The sequence below is a fragment of the Paenibacillus sp. EPM92 genome (genome assembly GCF_016586185.1).
Classification (GTDB): domain Bacteria; phylum Bacillota; class Bacilli; order Paenibacillales; family NBRC-103111; genus Paenibacillus_G; species Paenibacillus_G validus.
Map to the genome: position 1 here is coordinate 200736 of NZ_BCPS01000081.1, position 25061 is coordinate 225796.

At 57.8% G+C, this 25061-nt stretch carries 17 protein-coding genes and 4 pseudogenes; 6 read left to right on the top strand and 15 right to left on the bottom strand.

Features of this window, described 5'->3' with window-relative positions:
* Positions 1-76: 76 nt before the first annotated feature.
* Together JMF85_RS21000 and JMF85_RS21005 are read right to left on the bottom strand one after the other, a co-directional pair.
* Complete coding sequence (locus JMF85_RS21000) at positions 77-1846, bottom strand: ABC transporter ATP-binding protein (RefSeq protein ID WP_201318847.1); 1770 nt, start codon at positions 1844-1846, stop codon at positions 77-79.
* A 13-nt stretch (positions 1847-1859) separates the two neighbouring features.
* Positions 1860-3635, bottom strand: coding sequence for an ABC transporter ATP-binding protein (locus JMF85_RS21005; RefSeq protein ID WP_127605682.1), 1776 nt, complete (start codon positions 3633-3635; stop codon positions 1860-1862).
* Positions 3636-4072: 437 nt separating this feature from the next.
* On the opposite strand from JMF85_RS21005, the gene JMF85_RS21010 reads away from it, so the two are divergent.
* From JMF85_RS21010 to JMF85_RS21025, 4 genes and pseudogenes are all read left to right on the top strand, one after another.
* Entirely contained in the window at positions 4073-4834 is a 762-nt protein-coding gene (locus JMF85_RS21010; protein WP_127605683.1) for a sulfite exporter TauE/SafE family protein, read from the top strand.
* 128 nt (positions 4835-4962) lie between these two features.
* Positions 4963-5738, top strand: a pseudogene (locus JMF85_RS21015) (ABC transporter permease).
* 74 nt (positions 5739-5812) lie between these two features.
* Positions 5813-6549 (top strand): annotated as a pseudogene (locus tag JMF85_RS21020) (ABC transporter permease).
* Positions 6550-6566: 17 nt separating this feature from the next.
* Positions 6567-7560, top strand: a pseudogene (locus JMF85_RS21025) (ABC transporter ATP-binding protein).
* An 86-nt stretch (positions 7561-7646) separates the two neighbouring features.
* Here JMF85_RS21025 and JMF85_RS21030 read toward each other — a convergent pair.
* The 10 genes from JMF85_RS21030 to JMF85_RS21075 all read right to left on the bottom strand — a co-directional run bounded on the left by JMF85_RS21030 (position 7647) and on the right by JMF85_RS21075 (position 19668).
* Positions 7647-9110: an amino acid permease gene (locus JMF85_RS21030; protein ID WP_127605687.1), complete on the bottom strand. Its 1464-nt coding sequence runs from the start codon at positions 9108-9110 to the stop codon at positions 7647-7649.
* Between the two features lie 329 nt (positions 9111-9439).
* Positions 9440-10645 carry an anhydro-N-acetylmuramic acid kinase gene (locus JMF85_RS21035; protein ID WP_201318837.1) on the bottom strand — a complete coding sequence of 402 codons (1206 nt, stop codon included), beginning with the start codon at positions 10643-10645 and terminating at the stop codon, positions 9440-9442.
* Positions 10642-12402, bottom strand: a complete 1761-nt coding sequence (gene nagZ / locus JMF85_RS21040; protein WP_236595940.1) for a beta-N-acetylhexosaminidase — start codon at positions 12400-12402, stop codon at positions 10642-10644. Before nagZ ends, JMF85_RS21035 begins: the two co-directional genes overlap by 4 nt.
* A 39-nt stretch (positions 12403-12441) precedes the next feature.
* Positions 12442-13611 carry an exo-beta-N-acetylmuramidase NamZ family protein gene (locus tag JMF85_RS21045; protein ID WP_127605691.1) on the bottom strand — a complete coding sequence of 390 codons (1170 nt, stop codon included), beginning with the start codon at positions 13609-13611 and terminating at the stop codon, positions 12442-12444.
* Complete coding sequence (locus tag JMF85_RS21050; RefSeq protein WP_127605693.1) at positions 13608-14297, bottom strand: DUF2189 domain-containing protein; 690 nt, start codon at positions 14295-14297, stop codon at positions 13608-13610. Before JMF85_RS21050 ends, JMF85_RS21045 begins: the two co-directional genes overlap by 4 nt.
* Before the next feature lie 35 nt (positions 14298-14332).
* Entirely contained in the window at positions 14333-15439 is a 1107-nt protein-coding gene (locus JMF85_RS21055) for an ABC transporter ATP-binding protein (RefSeq protein WP_127605695.1), read from the bottom strand.
* Between the two features lie 15 nt (positions 15440-15454).
* Entirely contained in the window at positions 15455-16288 is an 834-nt protein-coding gene (locus JMF85_RS21060; RefSeq protein ID WP_054800397.1) for a carbohydrate ABC transporter permease, read from the bottom strand.
* Between the two features lie 14 nt (positions 16289-16302).
* Positions 16303-17223, bottom strand: a complete 921-nt coding sequence (locus JMF85_RS21065; RefSeq protein ID WP_127605697.1) for a carbohydrate ABC transporter permease — start codon at positions 17221-17223, stop codon at positions 16303-16305.
* 165 nt (positions 17224-17388) lie between these two features.
* Positions 17389-18789 carry an ABC transporter substrate-binding protein gene (locus JMF85_RS21070; protein WP_127605699.1) on the bottom strand — a complete coding sequence of 467 codons (1401 nt, stop codon included), beginning with the start codon at positions 18787-18789 and terminating at the stop codon, positions 17389-17391.
* Between the two features lie 24 nt (positions 18790-18813).
* Positions 18814-19668, bottom strand: coding sequence for a MurR/RpiR family transcriptional regulator (locus tag JMF85_RS21075; RefSeq protein WP_054798416.1), 855 nt, complete (start codon positions 19666-19668; stop codon positions 18814-18816).
* A gap of 170 nt (positions 19669-19838) precedes the next feature.
* On the opposite strand from JMF85_RS21075, the gene JMF85_RS21080 reads away from it, so the two are divergent.
* Both JMF85_RS21080 and murQ read left to right on the top strand, forming a co-directional pair.
* Positions 19839-20885: an N-acetylglucosamine kinase gene (locus tag JMF85_RS21080; RefSeq protein ID WP_201318838.1), complete on the top strand. Its 1047-nt coding sequence runs from the start codon at positions 19839-19841 to the stop codon at positions 20883-20885.
* A gap of 118 nt (positions 20886-21003) precedes the next feature.
* Complete coding sequence (murQ, locus tag JMF85_RS21085; RefSeq protein ID WP_054800401.1) at positions 21004-21918, top strand: N-acetylmuramic acid 6-phosphate etherase; 915 nt, start codon at positions 21004-21006, stop codon at positions 21916-21918.
* A gap of 206 nt (positions 21919-22124) precedes the next feature.
* Here murQ and JMF85_RS21090 read toward each other — a convergent pair whose 3' ends face one another.
* The 3 genes and pseudogenes from JMF85_RS21090 to JMF85_RS21100 form a co-directional block, all read right to left on the bottom strand.
* Positions 22125-23204, bottom strand: a complete 1080-nt coding sequence (locus JMF85_RS21090; protein WP_155614227.1) for a glycosyltransferase — start codon at positions 23202-23204, stop codon at positions 22125-22127.
* A complete protein-coding gene (locus JMF85_RS21095; RefSeq protein WP_201318839.1) occupies positions 23201-24292 on the bottom strand; it encodes a glycosyltransferase in 1092 nt (363 codons plus the stop codon). Before JMF85_RS21095 ends, JMF85_RS21090 begins: the two co-directional genes overlap by 4 nt.
* A 95-nt stretch (positions 24293-24387) precedes the next feature.
* Positions 24388-25061 (bottom strand): annotated as a pseudogene (locus JMF85_RS21100) (NTTRR-F1 domain); the annotation flags it as partial.

Genomic DNA, 25061 nt, shown 5'->3' on the forward strand with positions numbered 1-25061 from the left:
CCCGGGCAGCACCGGGCAAAAGCCGACTTCTTTGTTCGTGTAATGGGCGCCAAGCTCTGAAAGCAGCGCGCTTGCCTTACCCCGCGCTCTGCGAGTGCAAATACAGCTGCTCGTAGTAGCCGTGCAGCTCGAGCAGCCCGCGGTGGTCGCCTTCCTCGACAACTTCGCCTTGGCGCATGACGAGGATGCGGTCCGCCTGCATGATCGTGGACAGCCGGTGCGCAATGACAAGCGTCGTCCGGCCTTGCGAGACGACGTGCAGTGCGGACTGGATGAGCTGCTCCGTATGCGAGTCCAGATTGGCCGTCGCTTCGTCGAGAATCAAAATTTTCGGCTGGAACACGAGGATGCGCGCGAACGAAATCAACTGGCGCTCGCCCGCGGACAGCCCGCTGCCCCGTTCCGACAACCGCGTGTCGTAGCCGTCCTTCATGCGGCGGATGATCGCATCCGCTCCGACAAAGTGACAAGCGTCGATGACGGCCTCGCGCGAGATCGATTCATCGAACAGGCGGACGTTGTCGACGATGCTGCCCGAGTACAAATACGGCTCCTGCTGCACAAGTCCGATCATCCGGTGCAGCGTCGCCTGCGGGATATCGCGAATGTCCGTACCGTCAATCTTCACGCTGCCCCGGGTCACGTCGTAAAACCGGCACAGCAAGCCGATCAGCGAGCTTTTGCCCGCGCCGGTCGTACCGACAATACCGATCATTTCGCCCGGCTGGATATGTAAATCGACATCGCGTAAGACCGGGACGCCTTCCTGATAAGCAAAGTGCACATAGTTAAAGTCAATCCTCCCGCGCACCGAACCCAGATCGATGCGGGCAGGCTTCGCCGCATCCCTCACCTCCGGCCGTTCCGAGAAAATATGCCAGATCCGGTTCACCGACACCGTAGCCGATTGCAGCGTGTTCCACTGCTGCGTAATCGTGTTGATCGGCTGGAAAAACAGGCGGATGTACGTGATGAACGCATACAACACGCCGAATTCGATACTTTTGTCGAACACGGCGATGCCGCCGAGCCACGTGACGAACGCGACCGACAAGTTGCCGAGCATATCGAACGAGCGGTTAAACAGGACGCTCGTGCGGATCTCGCGCAAATTCGAGCGATAGTAGCTGCGGTTTTTATCGGTAAACTGCCCCTGCTGCTCCTGTTCCTGATGGAACGCTTGAATGACATTCATCCCGGCCAAATTCTCGGCGACGAACGCCACCATACGCGATAAATTCGTCCGCGCCATCTGGTACGTCTTGCGCATATACGAGCGGAAAGAGACGGCAATCAGCGCGATCACCGGCAGCAGAATCAAGCAGTACAAGGTCAGCTCCACGTCCAGCTGAAACATCATCACGATGATAAACACCAGCGTCATCCCGTCGCGCACCAGACTTAAGAGCACTTGATTAAAAAATTGGTTCAACGTCTCGGTATCGCTCGACACGTGCGTGATCAAGCTCCCGCTCGGCATCCGGTCGAAGTAGGACATCGACAGCTTCGAGTTGTGCTCGAACAGCTCCTTGCGGATTGTCGCGACGATGCTCTGTCCGGCGTGCTGGAGCAAATTGTTCTGCAAGTACGTGAACAGCAAGCTCGTCAACGACAATCCCAAATAGACGGCGCTGATCATCACCAGCGTCCCGTAATTCGTATCCCCGATCATGAGATGATCGTCGATCGCGATTTTGACCAAGAACGGCTGGAGCAAGTCGGCGGCGATCGCCAGCAGCACACAGACGACCATCAAGCCGAACGTCAACCGGTGCGGCTTCGCGTAGCCGAGCAAGATACGAAACGCCGACTTATACTGCGTCGGCGTCTCCGGAGCGCCGTCCATGGTCGAATCCCTTCTAGGATCCGGAACCGGGCGTCCGAATTCCTTCGGCATAGTGGCTCCCCTCCTCTTGAATGGCGTGTAAAACCGCATAAATCCCCGGCTGAGCCAGCAGCTGCTGATGAGTTCCCCGCTGCACGATGCGCCCTTCGTCCATCACGATAATTTCGTCGGCGTGCTGAAGCGCGCTGATCCGATGCGCGATCAATATCGTCGTCTTGTTCCGGCGTTCGGCGCGGATGGTCTCGATTATTGCCTTCTCCGTTACCGCGTCGACCGCGCTCACGCTGTCGTCGAGAATCAGAATCGGCGAATTTTTGATCAAGCCGCGGGCCAGGCTTGTTCGCTGCCGCTGCCCGCCGGATAACGTTACCCCGCGCTCGCCGAGCATCGTCTCGAACTGATCGGGGAAAGCGATAATACTGGCGTAAATTTGCGCTTGCTTCGCCGCGCGTTCCACCTCGCCAAGCGACGAGTCCCGGCGGTAGAAGGCAATATTGTCGCGAATCGTCGTGCTGAACAGGAACCCTTCCTGCGGCACATAGGCGATTTGCGTCCGCAAGCTTTCCAGCGTCATCTCGCGGATGTCGACGCCGCCGATGCGGATCGCGCCGGCCGGCGGATCGTAGATGCGCAGCAACAGCTTCGCCAGCGTCGTCTTGCCGCTCCCCGTCTTGCCGATGATACCGAGCGTCTTGCCCGGCTCAATCGTCAAGTCGATGCCGTGCAGCGCATCCTTGGCCGCATCCGGATAAGCGAACGACAAGCCGCTGACGCGAATGCCCGAGCGGTCTAAATTGACCGGCTTCGCTCCCTCATCTTCCGCAATGTCAGCCGGCCGCGCCAGCAGGTCGTTGATCCGTTCCAACGAGGCCCGCGACCGCAGGACCGTGTTGATGACATTGCCGATCTGCTGCAGCGGGTTGACCATCATCCGGATGTACAGCGTCAGCGCGACGAAATTACCGAGCGTAATGCGGTTTTCGATGGTCAAATACCCGCCGTATGCGATCGTCACGACAAGTGAAAGCGCGCCGAGAAACGGGATGATCGCCTGGAATAACGACGATACCCGTACCAGGCGCAGCTGGTTGTCGCGAATGCGGTCCACGGACTCCCCGAAGCGCCTGATCATAATCGGCTCGACGGCGAATTTCTTGGTCACGCGGATGCCGGCGAACTGCTCCTCCGCCGACTCGGTCATCTTCCCAAGCGATTCCTGTACGCTTAAGGATCGAATACGGATGACAGGCCCAAGCTTGACAACGACGAACGGGATGATCAGCAGCGGCGCGATACAGACGGCGATCAAATAAAGCGGGATCGCGCTGATTGCCATCATCGTGACGGCGGCCGCAATCAGCATGACCGCGTTTGTCGTCTGATTGATCCCGAGCGAGATCGATTCCCGAATGGAGGTTACATCGTTCATCACGTAGCTGAGCAGCTTGCCGACCCCGTGCTGCGAATAGAAGCTTTCGCTCAGCTGCGTGAAATGGTCGAACAGCTTTTTGCGGGTCACAAACTCGAAATAACGTCCGATCCGCATAATGATGTACTGGCCGACACCCCCGAACAACGCGAACGTCACCCCGATGCCAAGCAGCATCAAGCTGTAATCGACGATGACGGGCGGTGTTAACTCTGCCCGCTGCAGCTGATCCGTAAAGCTGCCGAGCAGCTTCGGGTAGTAGGACTGAACAATGTTGGCCGTCGCAATGAGCGCGATTGCAAACGCAAACTGACGCCACTTGGATCGTACGAAATCGAACAATAATCGTTCTGAACTCAAGACGCGTCACATCCTATGGGTGGTTTTGGGCGGTCGTTCGACCAGAACCCAACCGACTGTCGGTCCTGGAGGTTGATTCGGCCGCACTTCATTCGGAGCAACGGCATCATGGCCGCCCGCTGCGGCCCTTGCATCCGCGAAGCCTGCAGCCCGGGAATCTGATGAAAACGGTTTATGCCGATCATAAGCTGCTTCAATATTTTAACATACGATCCGCCTCTGCTGAACACCTTGCGAAAAAAGTTCCGCCCGATGAGCCTAGCGCGTGGCGCGATGACGAGGCGACACAGACGACCGCCATTGTACATGGGCTTCAACAGGGGATGAGTGCGGGGCCAAAAATAAAAGCAAGCCGCCCCCTTGTCCCGCATAGATTAGACCGATAAGCACTAACAAGGATACAAGCACTTAATCCATACACATGGAGGGGATGCCTTATCGAACCCAGCCTTATCCTGATCGGCGCCTTCGTCGGGATGCTCGTCGGACTGACAGGCGTTGGCGGAGCCGCACTCTTAACGCCGCTTCTCATCACCATTGGCGTACAGCCGGCAGTGGCCGTCGCCACTGATTTATTTTACAGCTCGGTCACGAAGCTGTTCGGCAGCGTTCAGCATGTCCGGCAACAAACCGTAAACCTGCCGTTAGTGAAGCAATTCGCGCTAGGCAGCCTACCGGGCGCCGCGGCTTCGATCCTGCTGCTGAAAACATACCCGCCCCTGCATGCCTATCAAGATACGATCATCAGGAATACGCTCGGGATTATGCTCATTGTCGTTGCGCTGCTTAATTTGGTCAAGCTGTGGCTGGGGGACGAAGCCACCGGCGCCATTCAAGACAAGCCGCTGGAAGGGAAGCTGGTCCTGACGATCAGCATCGGCTTTGTCCTCGGTTTTCTGGTCGGCCTCACTTCCATCGGCTCAGGCTCGTTGTTTGCGCTGGCGATGATGTTCTTTTACCGGCTTACCGCCGCCGAGCTCGTCGGCACCGACATCGTCCATGCCTTCCTGCTCGTGTCGGCGGCAGGCCTCATGCATGCGGGTCTCGGGCATATCCATTACGGACTTGCTTTCCAGCTGCTGATCGGCTCGGTTCCGGGCGTTCTACTCGGAAGCCGTCTCTCGGCGAAAATCCCGGCGAAGCCGCTGCGCACCGCCATGGCCGCCATCATTCTGCTCAGCGGCATCAAGCTGCTGTAATCCCTTGTTTTTCGGCAGAGCGATTGCCTTCATAGACCTGTTTTGCTATGATGGTTAACGTCTCTTTCGCGTTGCGCCTTGACTGAAGTTGACGGACAGCCGTCGCCATAACTTATCGGAGGTGCTCTATGCTTTATGCCGTTCTGGCGGCCAAATCGTATGCACGCAATTTGCAGTACCGCGGCGCACACATGGTGCATAACGTTGCAAGCGCCATGTTCGGGTACATCTATGCCTGCATCTGGACCGGAATCGGGGACAACCGCTCCCTCGGCGAGTACGGTCTGCAAGGCATGATCGGTTACATCGCATTCACGCAAGCTTCTCTCTGGGTGTCCGGCTTTATTACGAACGGATTGGGCATTCCGCAATCCGTACGCACCGGTCACATCGCCCTCGACCTTATGCGTCCCGTTCATCTGTCACTCACCTGATGAGCCGGGAATGGGGTCAAATCGCGTATCAATTCGTATTCAAATCCATCCCGATTTACGCGCTGTACTACTTCTTGTTCTCCCTTCAGCTGTCCACCCAATTACCCGTCGTGGGCTTCACCTTTCTCGGATTGGCATGCTCGGCTTATTTAGCGATCTGCATGAACTATTTGATCGGCGCCGCCGCCTTATGGACGACGGAATCGCACTGGCTGTATTGGGGGCATCACGCGCTCATCATGCTGCTGGCCGGCTTCTTCATCCCGCTCGAATGGCTGCCTGACTGGCTGCAAACCCTCAGCTGGCTTTCGCCGTACCCGTACCTGCTCTACGTGCCGACCCGCATTTATTTGGGCTTTGAAGGCAGCTCCGCGCTGATCGGGTCCGTGCTCTGATGCGGCTTCATGACGGTCGTTTGTTTAGCGGCGACACGGCTGCTGCGGCGGAAGGTCGAGGTGCAAGGCGGGTGAGCCGATTCGGATTTTCCTGGAAGCATGACCTGCGGTTGTTCGGCCTGCTCATTCGAGCCAGCGTTCGCAGCCGGATGCAGTACAAATTCAATTTCATCCTGGCGTCCGTGCTCGCGGCGCTCATTCAGATTGCGGACTTTCTGATCGTCGCTATCGTCCTCCACAAATTCGGGGCGATTCGTGGCTGGACGCTGCATGAGGTCGGTTATTTGTTCGCAGTTATGACGTTATCCAAAACCTTGTATCGTTCGCTGGCGAGTGACGTCCATAACCTGGAAAAGTATTTGGTCGGCGGAGAGCTTGACCAGCTGCTGACCCGGCCGGCTCCCGTACTGCTGACGCTCATGTCGCAAAACTTCCGCATCATGACCGGCGAGCTGCTCCAGGGCGGCTTCGTGCTCGGCTGGGCGATGACGGCGATGATCCGGACCGGGCAAATCGGCTGGACCGCGGTGCCCTGGACCTTATTCGCCATCGGGACCGGGGCGATCCTTTTATTCTCGATAGGTTTGGCCACAGCGACTGTCGGCTTCTGGATCACCCGGATCGCCGAGCTGCAGAACATCACCGAGGACGCCGCCCGCACGGCCGCGCAATATCCGCTTGCGCTCTATCCCAAGTGGCTGCAATCGCTGCTCCTTGTCGTCGTGCCGGACGGCTTCGTCAGTACATCCCTTCGCTTTACATTGTGCGGGGCGAATACGGCGTCTGGCTGCTTGCGGGGACGGCATTGGCCGCTCTTCTGTGCTTGGCGGGCAGCTTGGCGTTCTGGCGATACGGATTAACAAAGTATCAAAGTACGGGGAGTTAGGGAGGCGGCAATAAACCATGAGCGCTCCATCGAGGATAGAAGTCAATCATATGTCTAAGCCATTTAAAACCCCTGTCGTTCGCGAAGGTCCATGGGCCGGGCTGCGCACGTTGTTCTCCCGCGAATATCGGGTGAAGGAAGCGGTGCGCGATATCAGCTTCTCGATCGAACCGGGCGAGTTCGTCGGGTACATCGGTCCGAACGGCGCCGGCAAATCGACGACGATCAAGATGCTGACCGGCATCCTGCATCCGACGTCCGGCACGGTGCGCATCGGCGGGGACAGCCCTCATCGGGACCGGCGGCGCGTCGTCCGCCGGCGCGTCGTCGTGTTCGGACAGCGCAGCCAGCTGTGGTGGGATTTGCCGGTTAAAGACTCGTTCGATATTTTAGCGGAGATGTACCGGGTCGAGAGCTCGGTAAAACGCCGTCGGCTCAAGGAGCTGTCGGACCTGCTCGACTTGCGTGAATTTTGGGAGACGCCGGTGCGCAAGCTGTCGCTCGGCCAGCGGATGCGCGCCGATTTGGCGGCGGCCCTGCTGCATGACCCCGACCTGCTATTCCTTGACGAGCCCACGATCGGGCTGGACGTCTCGGCGAAGCGGAACATCCGTGCATTCCTGAAGACGCTGAACCGCGACTTCGGCAAAACCGTCCTGCTCACGACTCACGATATGGACGACATCGAACAGCTGTGCGGCCGGGTGATGGTCATCAACCATGGCAGGCTCGCCTATGACGGCACGACCCGTCAGCTCCGCGAGATGATCGGACTGCCGACCGTCATCCGCGTCACCTTCCGCGGCGCCTTCCACATTCCGGCGCCGTCCGAGACGGAATCGCTGCCGTTCCGCATCGCCGAAACGTCGGAAAGCGGGGTCGTCATCGAGGGCAACCGGCAGGACGCGAAAGCGATGGACATGCTGCGGGAGCTGAGCCGCTGGGGCGAAACCCGACGATATTCTTATGGAGGACCCGGCTTTCGAAGACGTGATTCATCGCGTTTACTAGCCTAACAACCGGGAGATAAGGGGCATCCGCTGTAAAAAAGCCGTTGAACTCCAGCTGGCCGGAGTTCAACGGCTTGTTCATCTTGTTCAGTCGGTCAGCTTACACTGCCCGAGCGGAACGACTTTCGTTTTATGCTTCAATTTATAGCCGATCCAGATGGCGGCAAACAACGGCAGGCCGATGAACGAGGAAAGCAGGCCGTACCAATCGATTTCTTCCCCGGTTACCGCCGCATACCCTTGCCCGAACATGACGAACAAACAAAGCACCAAGGCAAATAACGGCCCGAACGGAAACCACTTGGCCTTGAACGGCAGCTCGCTCAGCGAGTGACCTTGCAACAGGAAGGCTTGGCGAAACCGGTAATGGCTGACGGCTATGCCGAGCCAGGCGAGAAACCCGCACATCCCCGACAAATTCAGCAGCCAAATGTACACGATCCCGTCGCCGAACAGCGAGGTGAAGAACGCGAGCATCCCGATCGCCGCCGTCACGGCAAGCGCCGCAACGGGTACGCCGCGGCGGTTCAACGACGCCAGCAGGCGCGGCGCCTTGCCTTCCTTGGCGAGCACCCAGAGCATCCGAGTGGAGGCGTACATGCCCGAGTTCCCGGCGGACAACACCGAGGTCAGAATTATCGCGTTCATGACCGAAGCGGCGAACGCAAGACCCGCATTTTGAAATACGATGGTAAACGGGCTGACCGCAATGTTAGCGACATCGCCGTTAATCAGAACCGGGTCCGTATACGAGATCAGCATCCCGATAACGAAAATCGCAAGGATGTAGAACAGCAGGATGCGCCAAAACACTTGGCGGATCGCTTTCGGAATGTTGACACGCGGGTTATCGCTCTCCCCTGCCGCAATCCCGATCAGCTCCGTCCCTTGGAAGGAGAAGCCTGCCGCCATAAAGACGCCGAGCACCGCCATGAAGCCTCCGTGAAACGGCGCGTCGCCTTCCGTAAAATGACGGAAGCCTATGGCCTCGCCGCCGATAATGCCGACGATCATCAACAGGCCGACGCCGATGAAAACGATAACCGTCACCACTTTAATGAGCGCAAACCAGTATTCCGATTCCCCGTACCCCCGTACGGACAAGTAATTGAGCCCGAACATGAAAGCCAGAAACAGGACGGACCATGGCAGCGACGGCGTATCCGGAAACCAAAACTTCATTATAAGCCCGGCCGCCGACAGCTCCGCCGCGATCGTAACCGCCCAGTTGAACCAATAGTTCCATCCCAGCGCAAAACCGAGCGCCGGATCGACAAACCGGCCGGCATAGGTGCTGAAAGAGCCGGATACCGGCATCCATGCCGCCATCTCGCCCAAGCTCGTCATCAGGAAATAAACCATTAAACCGATGGCCGAATAGGCCAGCAAGGCCCCGCCCGGACCGGCGGAATGAATCGCCCCTCCGCTGGCCAGGAACAGTCCGGTACCGATCGATCCCCCGATCGAGATCATCGTCAAATGGCGGGCCTTCAATCCGCGCTTCAATTCGTTCGCCCGCTGCGGCGCTGCTGTGTGCTTCTTGTTGTCCATAGTCGTCCCCCGACATCGTTCGCCGTGATGCATTTTCTTGCTGCAATCAAGGGTCTTCGTCATGTTATGTTCTTCTTTTTACAAAACATTTATTAGTTTACGGAAAATTAGTCGGGGAAACAATAAGTTAATTCTTCCAGAAATGATTCCAGCAGATCGGTCGGCCCCGCAGCGACCAAATCTTTCAGCGCTCATGAAAAAAAGCCCCCGATGGTCATCAGGAGCTTCGTCATCCACGATATAACGATTTTGCAAACCGTTTTGATTGTTAGTCACGAGGTTCGGCCCCGTTGGGCTGACGTTTCGGGATGTTCACCTATTCGCCGGCGCTATTCCGGCAGCGCCAGCTTGCCCATGACCGTCTGCCGCGCGGCTCCCGTGGCGGACGGAAGATTGTTCGGCTCGCCGTGAAGCAGGTTGTTGCCGAACACGGCGAAGCAAATCGCTTCCTTGGCGTCATCCGAGACGCCAAGCGATGCAGCGGTGCGCACCCGCTGCCCCGGCAGCAGGTCGCCAAGCATGCGCAGCAGCGTCCGGTTGTGCGCGCCGCCGCCGCTGACGACGACCTCGGCGATCGCCTGGCCGGGCAGCACGAAGTCGCGATAGCTCTGCGCGATGCTGCGGGCGGTGAACGCCGTGAACGTGGCGACGATGTCCTCCGGCTGCAGGCCCGCCGCCCGCATGCGGGACATCCACGCGTTCGCATACGCTTTGCCGAACAGCTCGCGGCCGGTCGTCTTGACCGGCTCCAGAGCGAAGTACGGATGACTCAGCATCTCGCCGAGCAGCGCCTCGTCTGGCCGTCCGGCCGCCGCCCAAGCGCCGTCCGCGTCATACGTCAGCCTGCCGTCCGTCAGCTCGAGCACGGCCTGATCGATCAGCATGTTGCCCGGCCCCGTATCGAAGGCCGTCACCTGCTCCGGCTTCGCGCCCGCGGGCAGCACCGCGCAGTTGCCGATGCCGCCGATATTTTGCGCGATGCGGCCGACGTGCTCGTCACGGAACAGAATCAGGTCGCCATAAGGCGTAAGCGGGGCTCCCTGCCCGCCGACGGCCATATCGGCGGTGCGGTAATCGCCGGCGACCGGCCGGCCCGTCAGCTTCGCGAGCACCGACAGATCGCCGATCTGCAGCGTTGAGCGAACGCCGAACGGGTCGACCGCCGCTTCCGCCGCGACCGGGATATGCCAGATCGTCTGGCCGTGCGAACTGATCAGATCGATGTCCTCCAGCCGCAGCCCCGCGGCCGCGGCCGCTTCCCTCGCCGCCTCGGCAAAGCGCTCCGCCATGTAAAAGTTCATCGCGCATATGTCCGGCGTCGAAGACTGATCCGGGCTGCAAAGCCGCTTCAGCTTCTCCCGAAGCGGTTCCTCATACCGGACGCTGTGATAATGCACCAGCTCGATTCGCGAATCGAGCCCGCTTCCGGCGATCCTTACGACGGCGGCGTCGATCCCGTCGAGCGAGGTACCGGACATAAGCCCGACGATGAGACGCTCCGGCTTGTGTAAAGCGGCCTGCAGCCAATGGATCATACGGCGTCTCCTCCTTGGCTGCCGTCAGCACCCGAACCCGCCGTAGCTTGCCCGCCAAGCGAGATCGGCAGTCGGCCGGCGGCAGGAATGCCGCCAGTCAGCACCTTGGCCGCGCTGCGCAGCGCCAGCGGCCGGCTCTCGTAAACGGCCATGAATGCGCCGACATCGGGAAACGCAAGCAGATCGTAAGGGCTGCGCAGCGCGACGACGATCGGATCCTTCCCTCTTGCCTGCAGCGCCCTTATCAATTCAGCCTGATCCGGCTCCAAATAGGCGTTATACGTCGCCACGACGACCTGATCGGCGAACAGCGCGCTGCGCACCAGCTCCTCCTTGAGCTCGCCAACTTTGCGGAGTGGCACGAGCCATTCCGTTTCGCAAGCGCCGAGCTCCACAAGCGCTTTGCCCAGCGAAAGCGGGGCCTCCAGCAGCTCGTCGACCTCCGATTGAACGGCAGCCTCCACCGAGATCACGACCAGCGAACGGTCCTTCGCAAGCGGCAGCAGTCCGCGCTCGTTGCGCACGACCGTGATGCTCGCTTCGCTGATGCGCTGCGCCGCCGCCAGATGCGCCTCGCAGCCAACGAGCGGCGGCACAAGAGCCGGCTCGACCGCTTCGTCTTGCGGCTCCTCTGCCGCTGTTCCCCCCGGCACGCCGCCAGCCGCGGCCGGTGCCAGCACGCCGCGCCGCGCCTTCAGCGCCAGCAGCCGCTCGACCGAGCGGTCGATGCGCTCCTCGCGGATGCGTCCGGCTAGCACCGCCAGCCGCAGCGCTTCCAGCGCCCCCAGCTGACGCTCATGGCTGTGGCTGATGAGCACAAGGTCGGCCCCCGCTTCGACCGCCATAACGGCAGCCTCCACCGTGCCGAAATGCTCGGCGATTGCGTTCATCTCCATACAGTCGGTCATGATGACGCCCTGATAGCCGAGCTCCCCGCGAAGCAGACCGGTCAGCGCCGCATGCGACAGCGTCACCGGCAGCTTCGCCGGCTCGTACGCCGGAAATACGATATGCGCCGACATGATGGCGTCGACGCCGGCCGCGATCGCCTCCCGGAACGGCCGCAGCTCAACCTGCTCCAGCCTTTCGAGCGGATGCGCGACCGTCGGGAGAGCGAGATGCGAATCCACATGCGTATCCCCGTGGCCGGGAAAATGCTTGGCTGTCGCCACAACGCCGGCCTCTTGCAGCCCGCGGATCGTCGCAACGCCTAATTCCGCCACGCGGCCCGGATCTTCGCCGAAGGAGCGCACCCCGATAACCGGGTTGGCCGGATTGTTGTTCACATCCAGAACGGGGGCAAAGTTCAGGTTAATTCCAAGCGCCTTCAGCTCGCGGCCGCTGATCGAAGCCGCTTCATAGGCGTCTTCGGCGGAGCCGCCGGCCGCAATCGCCATGGCACCCGGCATCAGCGCAACCCCGTCGGTGATCCGCGCGACCATGCCGCCCTCCTGGTCGATGCTGATCCACAAGGGAAGCCGCCCGGCGATCGATGCGGCCGCTTGCAGCGACCGGTTGAGCCGGGCCACCTGCTCCGTGCTCTGCACATTACGGGCGAACAAGATGACGCCGCCGACCGCTTCGTCGCGAATCAACCGCTCGATATCGGCCGACGGCTCCGTGCCGGTGAAGCCGCACAGCACCATTTGCCCGATCTTCTCCTCCAGCGTCATCCGTTTCACGAGTTCTGCAGCCGCTACAGCCGCTGTTTCCGCTTTGTCCCCTGCTTCCCCCGCGCTCCGTTCCACTACGTCCATCCCGATTTCCTCCCCTTCCGGGTTGTTAAATAAAGTGCATTACATATACAGTAAATAACCGCTCCGCTCCTTCTTCCAACCCTCTATGTCGGCTTCGTAACGGTCCAGCACCCGGCGCAGTCCGCCGTCTTCCGCCAATTCGGCGGCTACCAGCGAATCCCCCGTCAATAAATCGATGAACGCCTTTCCGCCTTCGCGGACCGGGGGTAGAAACCGGAACGTCTCCGGGTACAGCTTCTGCATCGACCGGAGCAGCGTCAGACCTGCCCGGACCGATTCGAAAACATCCGGCTCGGTCACATACAGCCGAACCCCTCCGCACAGCTCGCCCTGATGCTTGGAGAACGTCGGCGAGAAATAAAGCGGATGCGCGTGCACCCCGGCCAGTCCGAACGAAGCGAATTCGCGCGCGAGCCGTTCGCCGTCGATCCAAGGCGCTCCTACCGTTTCGAACGGACGCGTCGTGCCTCGTCCTTCGGAAACGTTCGTGCCCTCGAACAAACAGGTGCCTGCGTAGACGCGAACCGTGTCAAGCGTCGGCACGTTCGGCGACGGCACGATCCACGGCAAGCCCGTCTCATCGAACCGCATGCCCCGCTTCCACCCTTCCATCGGTACAACCGTCAGTGCGCACGGCTGCTCCAGCCGGTCGTTAACCCACCCGGCGTACTCGCCGATCGTCATGCCTGTCGCATACGGCGTTCCGGCGACCGCCCCGACCATTGACTCGTATCCGGGCTGCAGCAGCCCGCCTTCAGCCCGGAGGGCGCCGAGCGGATGCGGACGGTCCAGCACGTACAGCGCACGCCCCGTTTGGGCGCAAGCCGCCATCATGTACACAAGCGTCGATAAATAAGTATAGAACCGGACGCCGATATCCTGAATGTCAAAGAGCACGGCATCGACGCCTTCCAGCATGGCGGCGTCAGGCTTCTTGCGCGTGCCGTACAAGCTGTAGACCGGGATGCCGAGCTCCGGATGCTCTTCGTCTTCGAAGCGAACGCCGGCCTGCCGTTCGCCGCGCAAGCCGTGCTCGCAGGCAAAGAGCGCGGACAACCGCACCGAAGGCATCTCCGCGCACGCGGCAAGCGTCGTCCGGAAACGGGCGTCCACGCCCGTCGGGTTCGTCAGCAAGCCGAGTCGCAGCCCGCTCAGCTTCGCCGCGATGCGAGGAAGCAGATCGGCGCCAGCCGCAACCCGCGCCTTCATCCGGCTATGCCCCCCCACGTCTTCCCGCCTTGGTTCTCCGCCTTCTCCTCGCGCCCGGCGAGCACGTTACGGGCAACCATATTCGAGTATACCGCCGCCATTCCGGCAAACAGGAAGGCGAAACCGACGACGGTCAATCCGAGCAGCACCGTGACGCACAGCAGCTGCAGGAAAGCCCCGATCGTATACCCCGGATGGGTGACAGTCAGCTTCACGCTGCGGCCTACGGCGCGAAATACAGGCTCGTTCTCCTGCACGATGAGCGGCAGCGTATACAGCTGAGATACGAAGAACATCGTCACAAAGTAAGTCTGGAAGATGGCCAGGGCCCAGTGCAGCATACCGTCCTTCTGCCCGTAATACCACCAGGTGGAGGCCAGAATCAGCACGAACAACGAGCACAGCAGGCCGAAAACGGCCGACGGGATGAAGAAACGAACCGCCCCGGCGAACACATCCTTCAGCCTCGGCCGTTCGCCCGCCACCATCCGGTGAGCCGCATAGAAGACGCCTGCCAGCAGCGGAGCATAGACGACCGGCACCAGCAGAAGCGCCGTTCCCGCCGAGAACAAAAATACGAGCGGCATCAGTACGGCCGAGCTGACCGCGCTGAACAGAAATATCGCGATCATCTCCCGGTACGCCAGGCCGCCGGCCTGTACGATCAGTTGACTTAAACTGCGCATGCAGCCTTTCCCTCCTTATTCAAGCCCCGCAATCGTTACAGTATGATGCGCACTTCGGTATCCGGATTGAAGAAATGCGCCTTGCTCAGATCGATAATGAACGTCTTCAGCTGTCCGATCGAAGCATTCGTCTCCGGGTGCACCTTAGCCGTTACCATCCGCTCACCGACACGGAAATAAACCAGATTTTCCGAGCCCAGGTGCTCGACGACCTGTACGGTAGCCGACAGCTTGTGCTCGGGAGAGACGTGCAGCGCAAAGTCTTCGCCGAAAATGTGCTCCGGGCGAATGCCCAAGATAACGCTCCGTCCTTCGTACGCCTTCATGCTCCTTGCCATCCGCTCCGGCAGCGTGAATGCCGCGCCTTCCACGATCGCCTTGTCCCCTTGGATCTGCGCGTCGATGAAGTTCATCGCCGGGGAGCCGATGAACCCGGCGACGAACATGTTGCTCGGGTTGTTGTACAGCTCCGTAGGCGGCGCAATTTGTTGGATGACGCCGTGGTTCATCACCACGATGCGCTCCCCGAGCGTCATCGCCTCAACCTGATCGTGCGTCACGTACACGATCGTCGCGCCGAGCCGCTTGTGCAGCTCCGCCAGCTCCACGCGCATCTGAATGCGCAGCTTCGCATCCAGGTTGGACAGCGGCTCGTCGAACAAGAACACCTGCGGATCGCGGACGATCGCGCGTCCGACGGCAACGCGCTGCCGCTGCCCGCCGCTCAGCTCCCGCGGCTTTCGCTCGAGCATCTCGTCAAGGCCCAGGATCGAGGAGGCGGACTTCACCTTCTCTTCGATTTCGGCTTTGCTTTTTTTCAAATTTTTCAAACCAAACGACAGATTCTCGCGAACGGTCATATGCGGATACAGCGCATAATCTTGAAACACCATCGCGATATCGCGGTCTTTGGGATGAAGCTGGTTGACTACCCGGTCGCCGATCAGAATATCGCCGCTCGTCTGCTGCTCCAGTCCGGCGATCATTCGCAACGACGTCGTCTTGCCGCAGCCCGACGGGCCGACGAACACGACGAATTCTTTATCCTCAATGACGAAGCTCGAGCCCGCTACCGCCGTAAAACTGCCTCTTTTGACATCCTCATATTCCTTACGGACATTTTCGAAAACAACGCGAGCCATACGTTCTCCTCCCAGCTAGCCCTTAACGGCTCCAATGGTGATGCCCTGCAGGAAATACCTTTGCAAGGCGAAAAACAATACGATCATCGGCAGCGCCCCGATCGTCGCCCCGGCCATGATCGCGCCGTAGTCGGTCGATTCCGCAAACTTAAAGCCGGCCAAGCCTACCTGAATCGTCCGCATCTCATTGCTGCGCGTGACGAGCAAAGGCCAGAAGAAATCGTTCCAATGCGCTACGAACGTGAAGATCGCGAGCACCGCGAGCCCCGGCTTCGCCATCGGAAGAATGATTTTGTAGAAAATGCCGAATTCGCTGCACGCATCGATCCGCGCCGCATGAATGAGCGACGTAGGCAGCGTGGACATGTACTGCTTCATCAGGAAGATGTTGCCCACCCCGACGAGCGCCGGCAAAATGATCGCCGTATACGTGTCGCCCAAATTAAACATGTTGATGACGAGAATGTAGAGCGGGATGAGCGTGACTTGTGAGGGAATCATCATCGTGCTGAGCAGCACCCAGAAAATCGACTTGTTACCGGGAAACTTCAGCTTCGCGAACGCGTATCCGGCCAAGGAGGCGAAGAACAGGTTCGTTACCGTCAGCACCGCCGATACGAAGAGCGAGTTAACCAGCCAGCGCCACGCCATCGTTTTGTCGAAGAAACGCTCGTATGGCGCGATGGACCAGATGTCCGGAATCATCTGCGGCTTGAACGTCGCGCTCGCTGCCGAATCCTGAAAGGAGCCGATGAACATCCAATACAGCGGAATGACCGTGATGAATGCCCAAAATGAAAGAATTACCGCGCCGAGAGCAATCAGTATCGTTTTGTTGGTTGTTTTCATCGAGATTGCCCCCTCTAGTACTCGATATCCGTCGAGAAGTATTTGAATTGCACGACGGACACGATCACGATCATCGCCGCCAGCACGAACGACTGCGCGGAGGCAAGCCCGAAATCGTAGTAGACGAATGCGGTGTCATAAATCAAATAGGCGATCGTCGTGGTCGCAAAGTTCGGACCGCCCTGCGTCATCAGGTACACGCTGATGAACACCTGAAACGATGTGATAACGCCCGTCACGAGCAAATAGAGCGTCGTCGGCTTAAGCAGCGGCCAAGTAATCTTCGTGAACTGCGTCCAGCCGCTCGCGTGGTCGATGTCCGCCGCTTCGTACAGCGACTTCGGGATGCCCCCCATCGCCGCCAAATACAAAATAATGCCGCTGCCATGTGAGCCGAGGTAGGTCATCAGCATGAGCGAAAACAGCGCCGAGCTCGATTGCCCGAGCCAAATGACCGGCTCCAAGCCGAAGAGGGCGAGCACCTTATTGAACAAGCCGCCCGAGGTCGGGTCGAACATCGCCAGCCAAACAAGCGACAGCGTGACGCCGGAGGCGACCGTCGGCAAATAAAGCGCTGCTTTGAAAAACGTCTGCCACTTGTTTTTCGTTTGAAATATAAGATAGGCGAGACCGAACGTAATGACAATATTGACGGGCACCGTGCCGACGGTAAAAATGACGGTGTTCTTCATCGATTTCCAGAACACTTCGTCGTGCACCAACCGCGAATAGTTGCTGCCCCCGACCCATTTGGACTGCAGAATGCCGTATTCCTGAAAGCTCATAATAAACGCTGAGATGACCGGATATAACGTAAACACGAGAAACAAAAGCACCGGTACCGCAATGAATGCATACGCCCACCCGTACTCCCGCCAAAAACGCTTGAGGGGACTTGGTGCCGGTACGGGCCGTGCAACCGAAGTTTGCTGCATGAGGGTCTCCTTTCCGCCGAAAAAGCCAATTCGTCCTTATTCTGAAAGGAAAGAAAGAAAGCACAAACGGGGAAGCCTTACCCTTTCGGGCTGTCCGTCTTTCGTTAAGCTTCATCGGACGGCTTCCCCTTTGTACTTCGCCTCAGTTTCCTGTTTTCCCTTGAATTATTGGCCGAACATTTGCTTGCCTTTGTTCTTGAAGTCTTCCACCGCTTGATCGGCGGTCTTCTCGCCGGCCAGCACCGCCTGGAACGTCGGTTTCACCACTTGCTCGTTAAACTGCTTCATCTTCGCGGCTTTATCGACATCGATGCTGAGATCGACCGGCATCGAGATGTTTTTCGCCATCGCTTGGGCGGCCTCCGAGTTCACTTGGCTCGCTTTGCCTTTGCCTTCGAATTCCTTCGCTTGCGACTTGCGTACGAACGGCAGGGACAGCTCGTTGGCGGAATTGCCCGCTTTGGCTCCGCTGAGCGCTTCCATCACGAGGAACGTGTTCTTCGCGTGCTGCTCGCCTTTATCGTTCTTTTGCTTGAAGGCCACATAGCCTTCGCCGCCCATCGTCGTCTTGGCCGGCTGGTTGTCGTGGTGCGGAACAGGCAGGAGAATGAACTCGATTTTCTCGCCCTTCACTTTACCAGCGTCGATGTCTTTGTTGCGGTTTTGGATCATGACATCGTAGTATGGAATCGCTTTACTGATGATCGCCGCTTGGCCGGCATAGAACATTTCGGTCCGTTTGAGCGGCGCCAGGGCAGCGCTCTCCTTCGGCATAACGCCGGTTTTGACCAGTCCTTCGATAAATTTCATCGTATCGAGAATCCGGGTGTCGTTCCATTGGAATTTCCCGTCTTTGTCCAGCACATCCGGCATCCCGGCGTTGCGTGAGAGCATTTGAATGAAGTCAAGGCTCGTGCCGTCTGTAACGAGACCGTATTGGGTAGAGCCGTCCGGCAGTTTTTTGGTCAGCTTCTTGGCCGCTTCGTTAAATTCGGACCACGTCCAGCCGCTCGCTTGTATTTTCTTCCAATCGATGCCGGCTTCCTCCAGGATGCGCTTGTTGCCGCCCCAAGCCCATTGGAATTGGTACAGCGGGAGGCCGTACTGTTTGCCCTGGATTTGTCCGAGCTCCAGCGTTCCCGGCTGGTAATCGTCTTTTATTTCTTTAGTTAGGAAAGAGTCCAATTGAAGGGCAAGGCCGGTGTTCACGTATTGACCGCTGACGGAGTGGAAATACAGGTCCGGCGGATCGCCCGCGTTAAGCGCGACGTCGAACTTCTTCGGACCTTCCGCCCAAGACAGCATTTCGTACTCGACTTTAATATGCGGGTTCGTTTTGGTGAAATCAGCGACAAGCTGTTTCAGATCGTCTTCGTACGCGGCATGCACCGGATACGTCCATACTTTGACGGTATCCGGCTTCTTATCTTCGGTCGGCGCCGCACTTTGCTCGCCGGTCTTCGTTCCCGCCGTTCCAGTCTCTCCCGCACCGCCGCCGGCGTTGTTACAAGCTGTTAGGGCCAAAGCACTGATTACCATTAAAGACAGCCATTTCGTACGCTTCATCGTTAAATCCCCCTTGGTTTGTGGTTATTTGTTCAAATCGCGTATGACCGCCCGGCTTCGGTCGAGGTATTGAACCGACTGGTTGTAGTTGCGGCTGGCGACTCCCAAATACAAAATGTCGATCACATTCAATTGTGTGATGCGGGAAGCCATCGCGCCGCTGCGAATTTCGTTCTCGGTGGAAGAGATGCAGAGCGGAATTTGCGAGTAGCTGTGGAGCGTCGTCGTACCGTATTTCGTAATGCTGATCGTCGTGGCGCCCAGCTCTGAAGACGCTTTCAATGCGGTAATCACTTCGCGGGTTTCACCTGTGTAAGAGATGGCTACCGCAGCGTCACGGGGAGTCAAGGTAACCGCCGTCATCAACTGCACGTGCGAGTCGGCGAACGAGAACGCCGTCTTGTTAATACGGAGGAACTTGTGCTGCGCGTCCTGCGCGATCAATCCGGAGGCCCCGATCCCGAAGAAAAATATGCGCTCGGCCCGGTCTAACGCCTCCACCGCTTGACTTACCATCGCTTCGTCCAAAATCTTGACGGTGTCGCGGATCGACTGAATGTTGTTCGCCGACACGTTCTGAATCAATGTCGAGATCGAGTCATGCGGCCGGATTTCCTGATAGCCCTGCATCTCCGGCACCTTGGCCGACTCCTGCAAATCGCCCGCGAGCTTCAGCTTCAGATCCGGGAACCCTTTCAGCCCGAGCGACTTGCACAACCGCACGATTGCGGCTTGACTGGACCCGCTGTATTCCGCGAGCTGCGCTACGGATAATGCAATAACGCCTTTGGGATCGCCCAGTATATATTCCGCCACCTTCTTCTCCGATGGCGTCAGATCGTGCAGGGCTTCTCTTAACCGGACGAGTCCGCCGTTCAACTCCCTCACCCCCTCTTGCCAGAATTCATTTCCAACTGACTCCAATTATAAAGCCTCTGAAACTTTATTTCAACATATATTTCAATCATAAAATTTTGTTTTACACGGACAAGCCTTTTCGTATATACTTTAAACATAATCTTACATGACGTGGCAAGAAGGTGATGTTCGTGAAGCTGTTTGTAGGCATCGACGGCGGCGGGACGAAAACGGAGATTTGCGTCATCAATGCCGCAGGACTGGAGCTGACCCGGTTGTCAGGAGGGCCGAGCAATCCGCAAGCAATTGGCTTCGACGACGCCGTTCGCGAGCTGATCCAGCTGTTGAATCAAGCGCTTTCTTCTATACGGGAAGACGACGGGGGAACGGGAACGCCGGGGCCGGAGAGGTCCGAAGAGCTTGGAGGGCTTGACAAGCGCGAAGTGCTTGGGGAGTGTGAAAAGCTTGACAAGCTCGGTGCGCCCGGACAACGTTGGGAGCTCGGCCTCTGTCTTGGCATGGCGGGCGTCGATACGCATGAAGATCGGGAACGCGTAACCTTCGCAATCCGGTCTTATTTCGAACAAACGGGCGTCGAGGCGAAGCTGCTCGTGACGAACGACGCGGAAATAGCGCTGATGGCCACGCTCGATCGCAGTTTCGGCGTGCTCGCCATCGCAGGAACCGGCTCGATCGTCTTCGGCCGCACGCCGGACGGGGACTGTTACCGTGTCGGAGGTTGGGGGCACTTGCTTGGCGACGAAGGCAGCGGCTACCGCATCGGTCTCGATACGCTGCATGCGGTCATGCGCAGCTACGACGGCATTGATCCGCCTACGGCGATGACGCCGATGATTGAACAGGCATACGGCTGGGAACGTATCGTCGAGCTGCGGAGGTATATCTACCAGCCGCACATTAAAAAGCAGGACGTCGCCGCCTTCGCGCGGTATGCGATCGAAGCGGCCGCTGCCGGCGATCCGCCGGCCAGGCGGCTGATCGAGCGCAGCGCCGCAGCCTTGGCAGAGCAAACGTCCGCGCTTGTGCGCAAGCACGCTTGGTTCGTGCAGGCGGACCTGGTGCTCAGCGGCTCGGTCTTTCGGTACAGCGAGCTGTACCGGAAGACGTTTCGCGAGCGGCTGGAGGCCGCTTGGCCGGATCTGCGGCTGCACGAAGCGCGGCAAGCGCCCGCCTATGGCGCCGCCCGGCTGGCGCTGCAACTCCTGCCAGGCGAGTGAGCATTCCCCTCTCCAGCCAACTAGCGCAACTGCAGCGGCTGGAGCAACTGCTATCGACACCGCTGCCTGATGCAGGAGCACGGTATCCCAAAAAATTATTCAAGAAGGAGCTATCTCCATGCAAATACATCAGCTACACACACTCACGACGGAGCAGGTCAATCCGCGGACACGACAAATCGACGAGCTGCCGACCGAGCAAATCCTGACGCTCATCAACGATGAAGACCGTCTAGTCGCCGACGTGCTGCGAGGGCTGATTCCGAAGCTGGCGCAGGCCGTCGACCGCATCGTCGCCTCCTTTCAACAAGGCGGACGCCTCATCTACATCGGCGCCGGCACCAGCGGCCGCATCGGCATCCTGGATGCGTCCGAATGCCCTCCGACCTACGGCACCTCGCCGGATATGGTGCTGGGTTTGATTGCCGGCGGCTTCCAGGCGGTGAAGGATCCCGTCGAGGGCGCCGAGGATAGCGAAGAGCTCGGCATGTCCGATGTGGATGCCCACGGAATCGGGCCGAACGATGTAGCCGTGGGCATCGCAGCCAGCGGACGGACGCCCTATGTACTCGGCGCGATGAAACGGGCCAAGGCGAACGGCGCCGGGGTCATCGGCATCTGCAACAATGAGGGGACGCCTATGGTTCCGCTGGCCGATATCGTGCTCGAGGCCGTGGTCGGCCCGGAAGTCGTACTCGGCTCCACGCGGATGAAAGCGGGCACCGCCCAGAAGCTCATCTTGAACATGCTGACGACGACATCGATGATCCGCATGGGCAAAGTGTACGGCAACCTGATGGTCGATGTACAGCCGTCGAACATCAAGCTCGTTGATCGCGCCAAGCGGATCATCCGGCTCGCCACCGATGCTTCGGAGGAAGCCGTAGAACAAGCCTTCGCCGACTCCGGCGGCCATGTCAAAACCGCCATCGTCATGCTCCTCGGAGGCGTCCATTGTGCCCAAGCCCAGGCCGCACTTGCCGAAACCGGCGGCTTCGTGCGCAAATCGTTAGAGCTGCTGCTGACGAAATAGGACTATTGAAATATCGTAAGTATGTTCGTGAACAACTCAAAAAGCTCACGTGTGCTATCCTTCCGTGGGCTTTTATTGATTAGATCATTTGTAACGCCGACCTCTATTTTCAAGCAGCCCCTGTGTCACCTCTGCCCTGTTCTTTCAAAGGGGCGCTCCCCCGCCTCAGCAGGCGGGGGCAGGTTACAACGAGATAAAGCCGGGAGCTATTCCCTGCTCCGCTTATAAAAAGAAATGACGGCTTCTTCCAAAAATTCCACAAGCCGATCGCTTTGATCTTCCATCGTGAGACGGTAATCGTTCAAAAAACCGGGATTGATTGGTATAAGGGAGGCGGCCCGAACCTGTTCGAATAGATGGCCGGACAAGTCCAAAATGCGGCCGACGGCATAGCTTTTCAAAAACTGTTGAAACGAGGTCAAATCGCTGAACAAAATGGGCAACCCCGCCGCCAAATAATCCCACGCTTTGTTTGGAAATGTACTGTCCAGAAACGGTTTGTTTCGTTCGGTTACATGCAATACGGTTAGCCCGACGTCATAGCGGGTCATCTCGTAAATCAGCTCGTTCGGCTCCCGGGTTCCTTCCCAATGCAGGTAAGGGGATTTCTGCTCCAGCATGCTGTAATATGAGCTCTGAAACGGGGTGTAATAGTGAACATGAACTTTCTCCTGCGCAAGGGCAAGTAAAACAGGTTCGATATAACGGTGATGATCGCTGCGATTCGTTAAGCCTCCCTCATAGACGCAATGGATCTCGCCGTCCGTTTGGCTTAATTTCGGAAGATATTGCTGGGGTAGCTGTTCACGAAGAACATAGTTATCCAGCACCGTGACCGGTTTATTCGACAGACCGAATCGTTGTACGGCAATTTCCTTGATTAAATCCGTCACATAGATGTTCGCGGACGCATATTTATTGGCGATGAATTCCAAAATCGCTTGATCGTTCGTAATATCCCCGCGGAGCGACATCATGTCGTGACAATCATGTATGACAGGTTTGGTGGAGCAGGCCAGCACGGCGCTGATGATGTCAGGCTCATTACAGCTAATGACAAGATCATAGGAGGATTGATCGACAAACTCGACGATTTCCTTAATCATCCGGAGTTTAAAAATCCGGGAATATGGCAGTGCATAGCCGCGATAAACTTCCGCAGGATGCGTCTTTAAATAGAGCAGATCGGTTTGGATGCCGGCTTGGCTTAACACGTTGGCGATTTTATTCGTTCGGATATCGGGAATGACTTGAATGAATAGCACGCTGTTAATACGGACATTCATTCATCCACCTTCTTTGGCAGCGTAAGGAGTCCCTCAAGCAGCGTTTTATTGTGGAGAACATTCGTGTCCTCGGGACGGTACTTGCGGGCTTCTTCGTTATGAACGTATGCGTTCTCGTATTCGCCCAACCGATAATAGCAAACGCACATATGCAAATGGGGATACCAGGTCCAGTAAGCGGGATAACTGAAGCCCCACTGATTCGTATCGGCCGGCAGCCGGGTCGCTAAATCATACCAGAATATCGCTGTACGATAGTCCCGCTTCCGGTAAAAATAAAACCCCATCCGGCTGGCCACTTCAGCTCTGGGCTTGCCGTAATCGAACGATTTGCTTAAAGCCTCCAGTTCTTTTTTCAAATCGCCGAGGAACCGGTAGCAGTCCGCCATGTTGATACACGCATTAATTTTATCCTCGACCCATCCTTCGGCAAGGTCCAAATTTTTTTGATAGTTATCTATCGCCTTCTCATAATGACCGTTTTCTCTGAGTTCATTTCCGTAGTAAAAATAATCCCGGGGACTGAACTTGTCGCCGCGTTCGATTTTACGCTCATAAATTTGCAGGTTACGACCTACTTTATGTCTCGTTTTCTTGTGCGTGATCGCCACGTCCGAATTAATAATGTAGCCGGAGACCTCCAAATAATTATGCACGTCGCCGCGCCATTGAAAGTTGCGGGCCGTCTTGATGAGCCGGTTGCGCCGGTAGCGCAGCGTGACGTTGCCGAACTCATCCGTGCCGGCGTTGTAAAACATGGAGACCGAATCGACCGCGGGATTCAACGTTTTCTTGAGCTCGAGAAATTGACGGCGATCTTCCTCCAAGATGACATCATCCGCATCCAAATAAAGAATGTACTCTTTCGTCGCGTAGGTGAAGGCATGGTTTCTCGCTTCCGAGAAGCTTCCTGTCCACGGAAAATGAAAAATGCGGTCCGTGTACCGTTTCGCAATTTCCACGGTTTGGTCTTCGGAGCCTGTGTCGATAATGTTGATTTCATCGACGATATCTTTGGCGGAATCCAGACAGCGGGCCAACACTTCTTCTTCGTTTTTGACAATCATGCACAAACTGATGGTTATCATGAATCATCCTCATTTCCGGAAGTTATAGAGAGGAGAAAAAATAAAGGGACGGATGCCTTCTCCTGAAGAAGGCATCCCGAGTCCCCAACCAAGTATTACGTGAATTGTATGACGTTCAATGCGCGAATGTTAACTTGCGCATCCGTAATATTGGTACCATTTACGGCGATTGCTATGGAATACGTATGCGCCCCAGCTCCAGGCGTATCCACCCAGGTCATGTTGGGAATTTCAATGATGGTACGGGCAATAGCGATACTCTGAGCCGAGTTGTCTTCTCTTGTTATGGTGGCAATAGGAGTTCCATCGAGCAGCAACTGGTACGTAATAGTGTATTCAACAGCATTGATGACAGCGCCGGATACAATTTCGACTTCAACCATGGAGTCGATTTTGAACGAATCGGTGCCTGTAGCGACTACCCCCAACGATAAAACCGTTGCTGGAGGATCTCCGATGGTAATGATTTGCGCTGCAACTGCATCTGTACTGGACAGTAACGAACCGGATCCTGTCGCTCCCGTTGCACCAGTAGCTCCTGTGGCTCCCGTGGCTCCTGTAACGCCCGTTGCTCCTGTTGCTCCTGTTGCTCCCGTCGCTCCCGTTGCGCCTGTTGCACCAGTGGCTCCTGTCGCTCCTGAAGCTCCTGTCGCTCCCGTGGCTCCCGTTACGCCCGTGGCTCCCGTTACGCCCGTTGCGCCTGTCGCTCCCGTTACACCAGTGGCTCCCGTGGCTCCCGTGGCTCCTGTCGCACCAGTGGCTCCCGTCG

What these genes read in the sequence shown, in the direction of transcription:
- JMF85_RS21000 (WP_201318847.1), bottom strand. Translation starts at nt 1,846, where the DNA reads ATGGACGGCGCTCCGGAGACGCCGACGCAGTATAAGTCGGCGTTTCGT.
- JMF85_RS21030 (WP_127605687.1), bottom strand. Translation starts at nt 9,110, where the DNA reads ATGGACAACAAGAAGCACACAGCAGCGCCGCAGCGGGCGAACGAATTG.
- JMF85_RS21035 (WP_201318837.1), bottom strand. Translation starts at nt 10,645, where the DNA reads ATGATCCATTGGCTGCAGGCCGCTTTACACAAGCCGGAGCGTCTCATC.
- nagZ (WP_236595940.1), bottom strand. Translation starts at nt 12,402, where the DNA reads ATGGACGTAGTGGAACGGAGCGCGGGGGAAGCAGGGGACAAAGCGGAA.
- JMF85_RS21045 (WP_127605691.1), bottom strand. Translation starts at nt 13,611, where the DNA reads ATGAAGGCGCGGGTTGCGGCTGGCGCCGATCTGCTTCCTCGCATCGCG.
- JMF85_RS21050 (WP_127605693.1), bottom strand. Translation starts at nt 14,297, where the DNA reads ATGCGCAGTTTAAGTCAACTGATCGTACAGGCCGGCGGCCTGGCGTAC.
- JMF85_RS21055 (WP_127605695.1), bottom strand. Translation starts at nt 15,439, where the DNA reads ATGGCTCGCGTTGTTTTCGAAAATGTCCGTAAGGAATATGAGGATGTC.
- JMF85_RS21060 (WP_054800397.1), bottom strand. Translation starts at nt 16,288, where the DNA reads ATGAAAACAACCAACAAAACGATACTGATTGCTCTCGGCGCGGTAATT.
- JMF85_RS21065 (WP_127605697.1), bottom strand. Translation starts at nt 17,223, where the DNA reads ATGCAGCAAACTTCGGTTGCACGGCCCGTACCGGCACCAAGTCCCCTC.
- JMF85_RS21070 (WP_127605699.1), bottom strand. Translation starts at nt 18,789, where the DNA reads ATGAAGCGTACGAAATGGCTGTCTTTAATGGTAATCAGTGCTTTGGCC.
- murQ (WP_054800401.1), top strand. Translation starts at nt 21,004, where the DNA reads ATGCAAATACATCAGCTACACACACTCACGACGGAGCAGGTCAATCCG.
- JMF85_RS21090 (WP_155614227.1), bottom strand. Translation starts at nt 23,204, where the DNA reads ATGAATGTCCGTATTAACAGCGTGCTATTCATTCAAGTCATTCCCGAT.
- JMF85_RS21095 (WP_201318839.1), bottom strand. Translation starts at nt 24,292, where the DNA reads ATGATAACCATCAGTTTGTGCATGATTGTCAAAAACGAAGAAGAAGTG.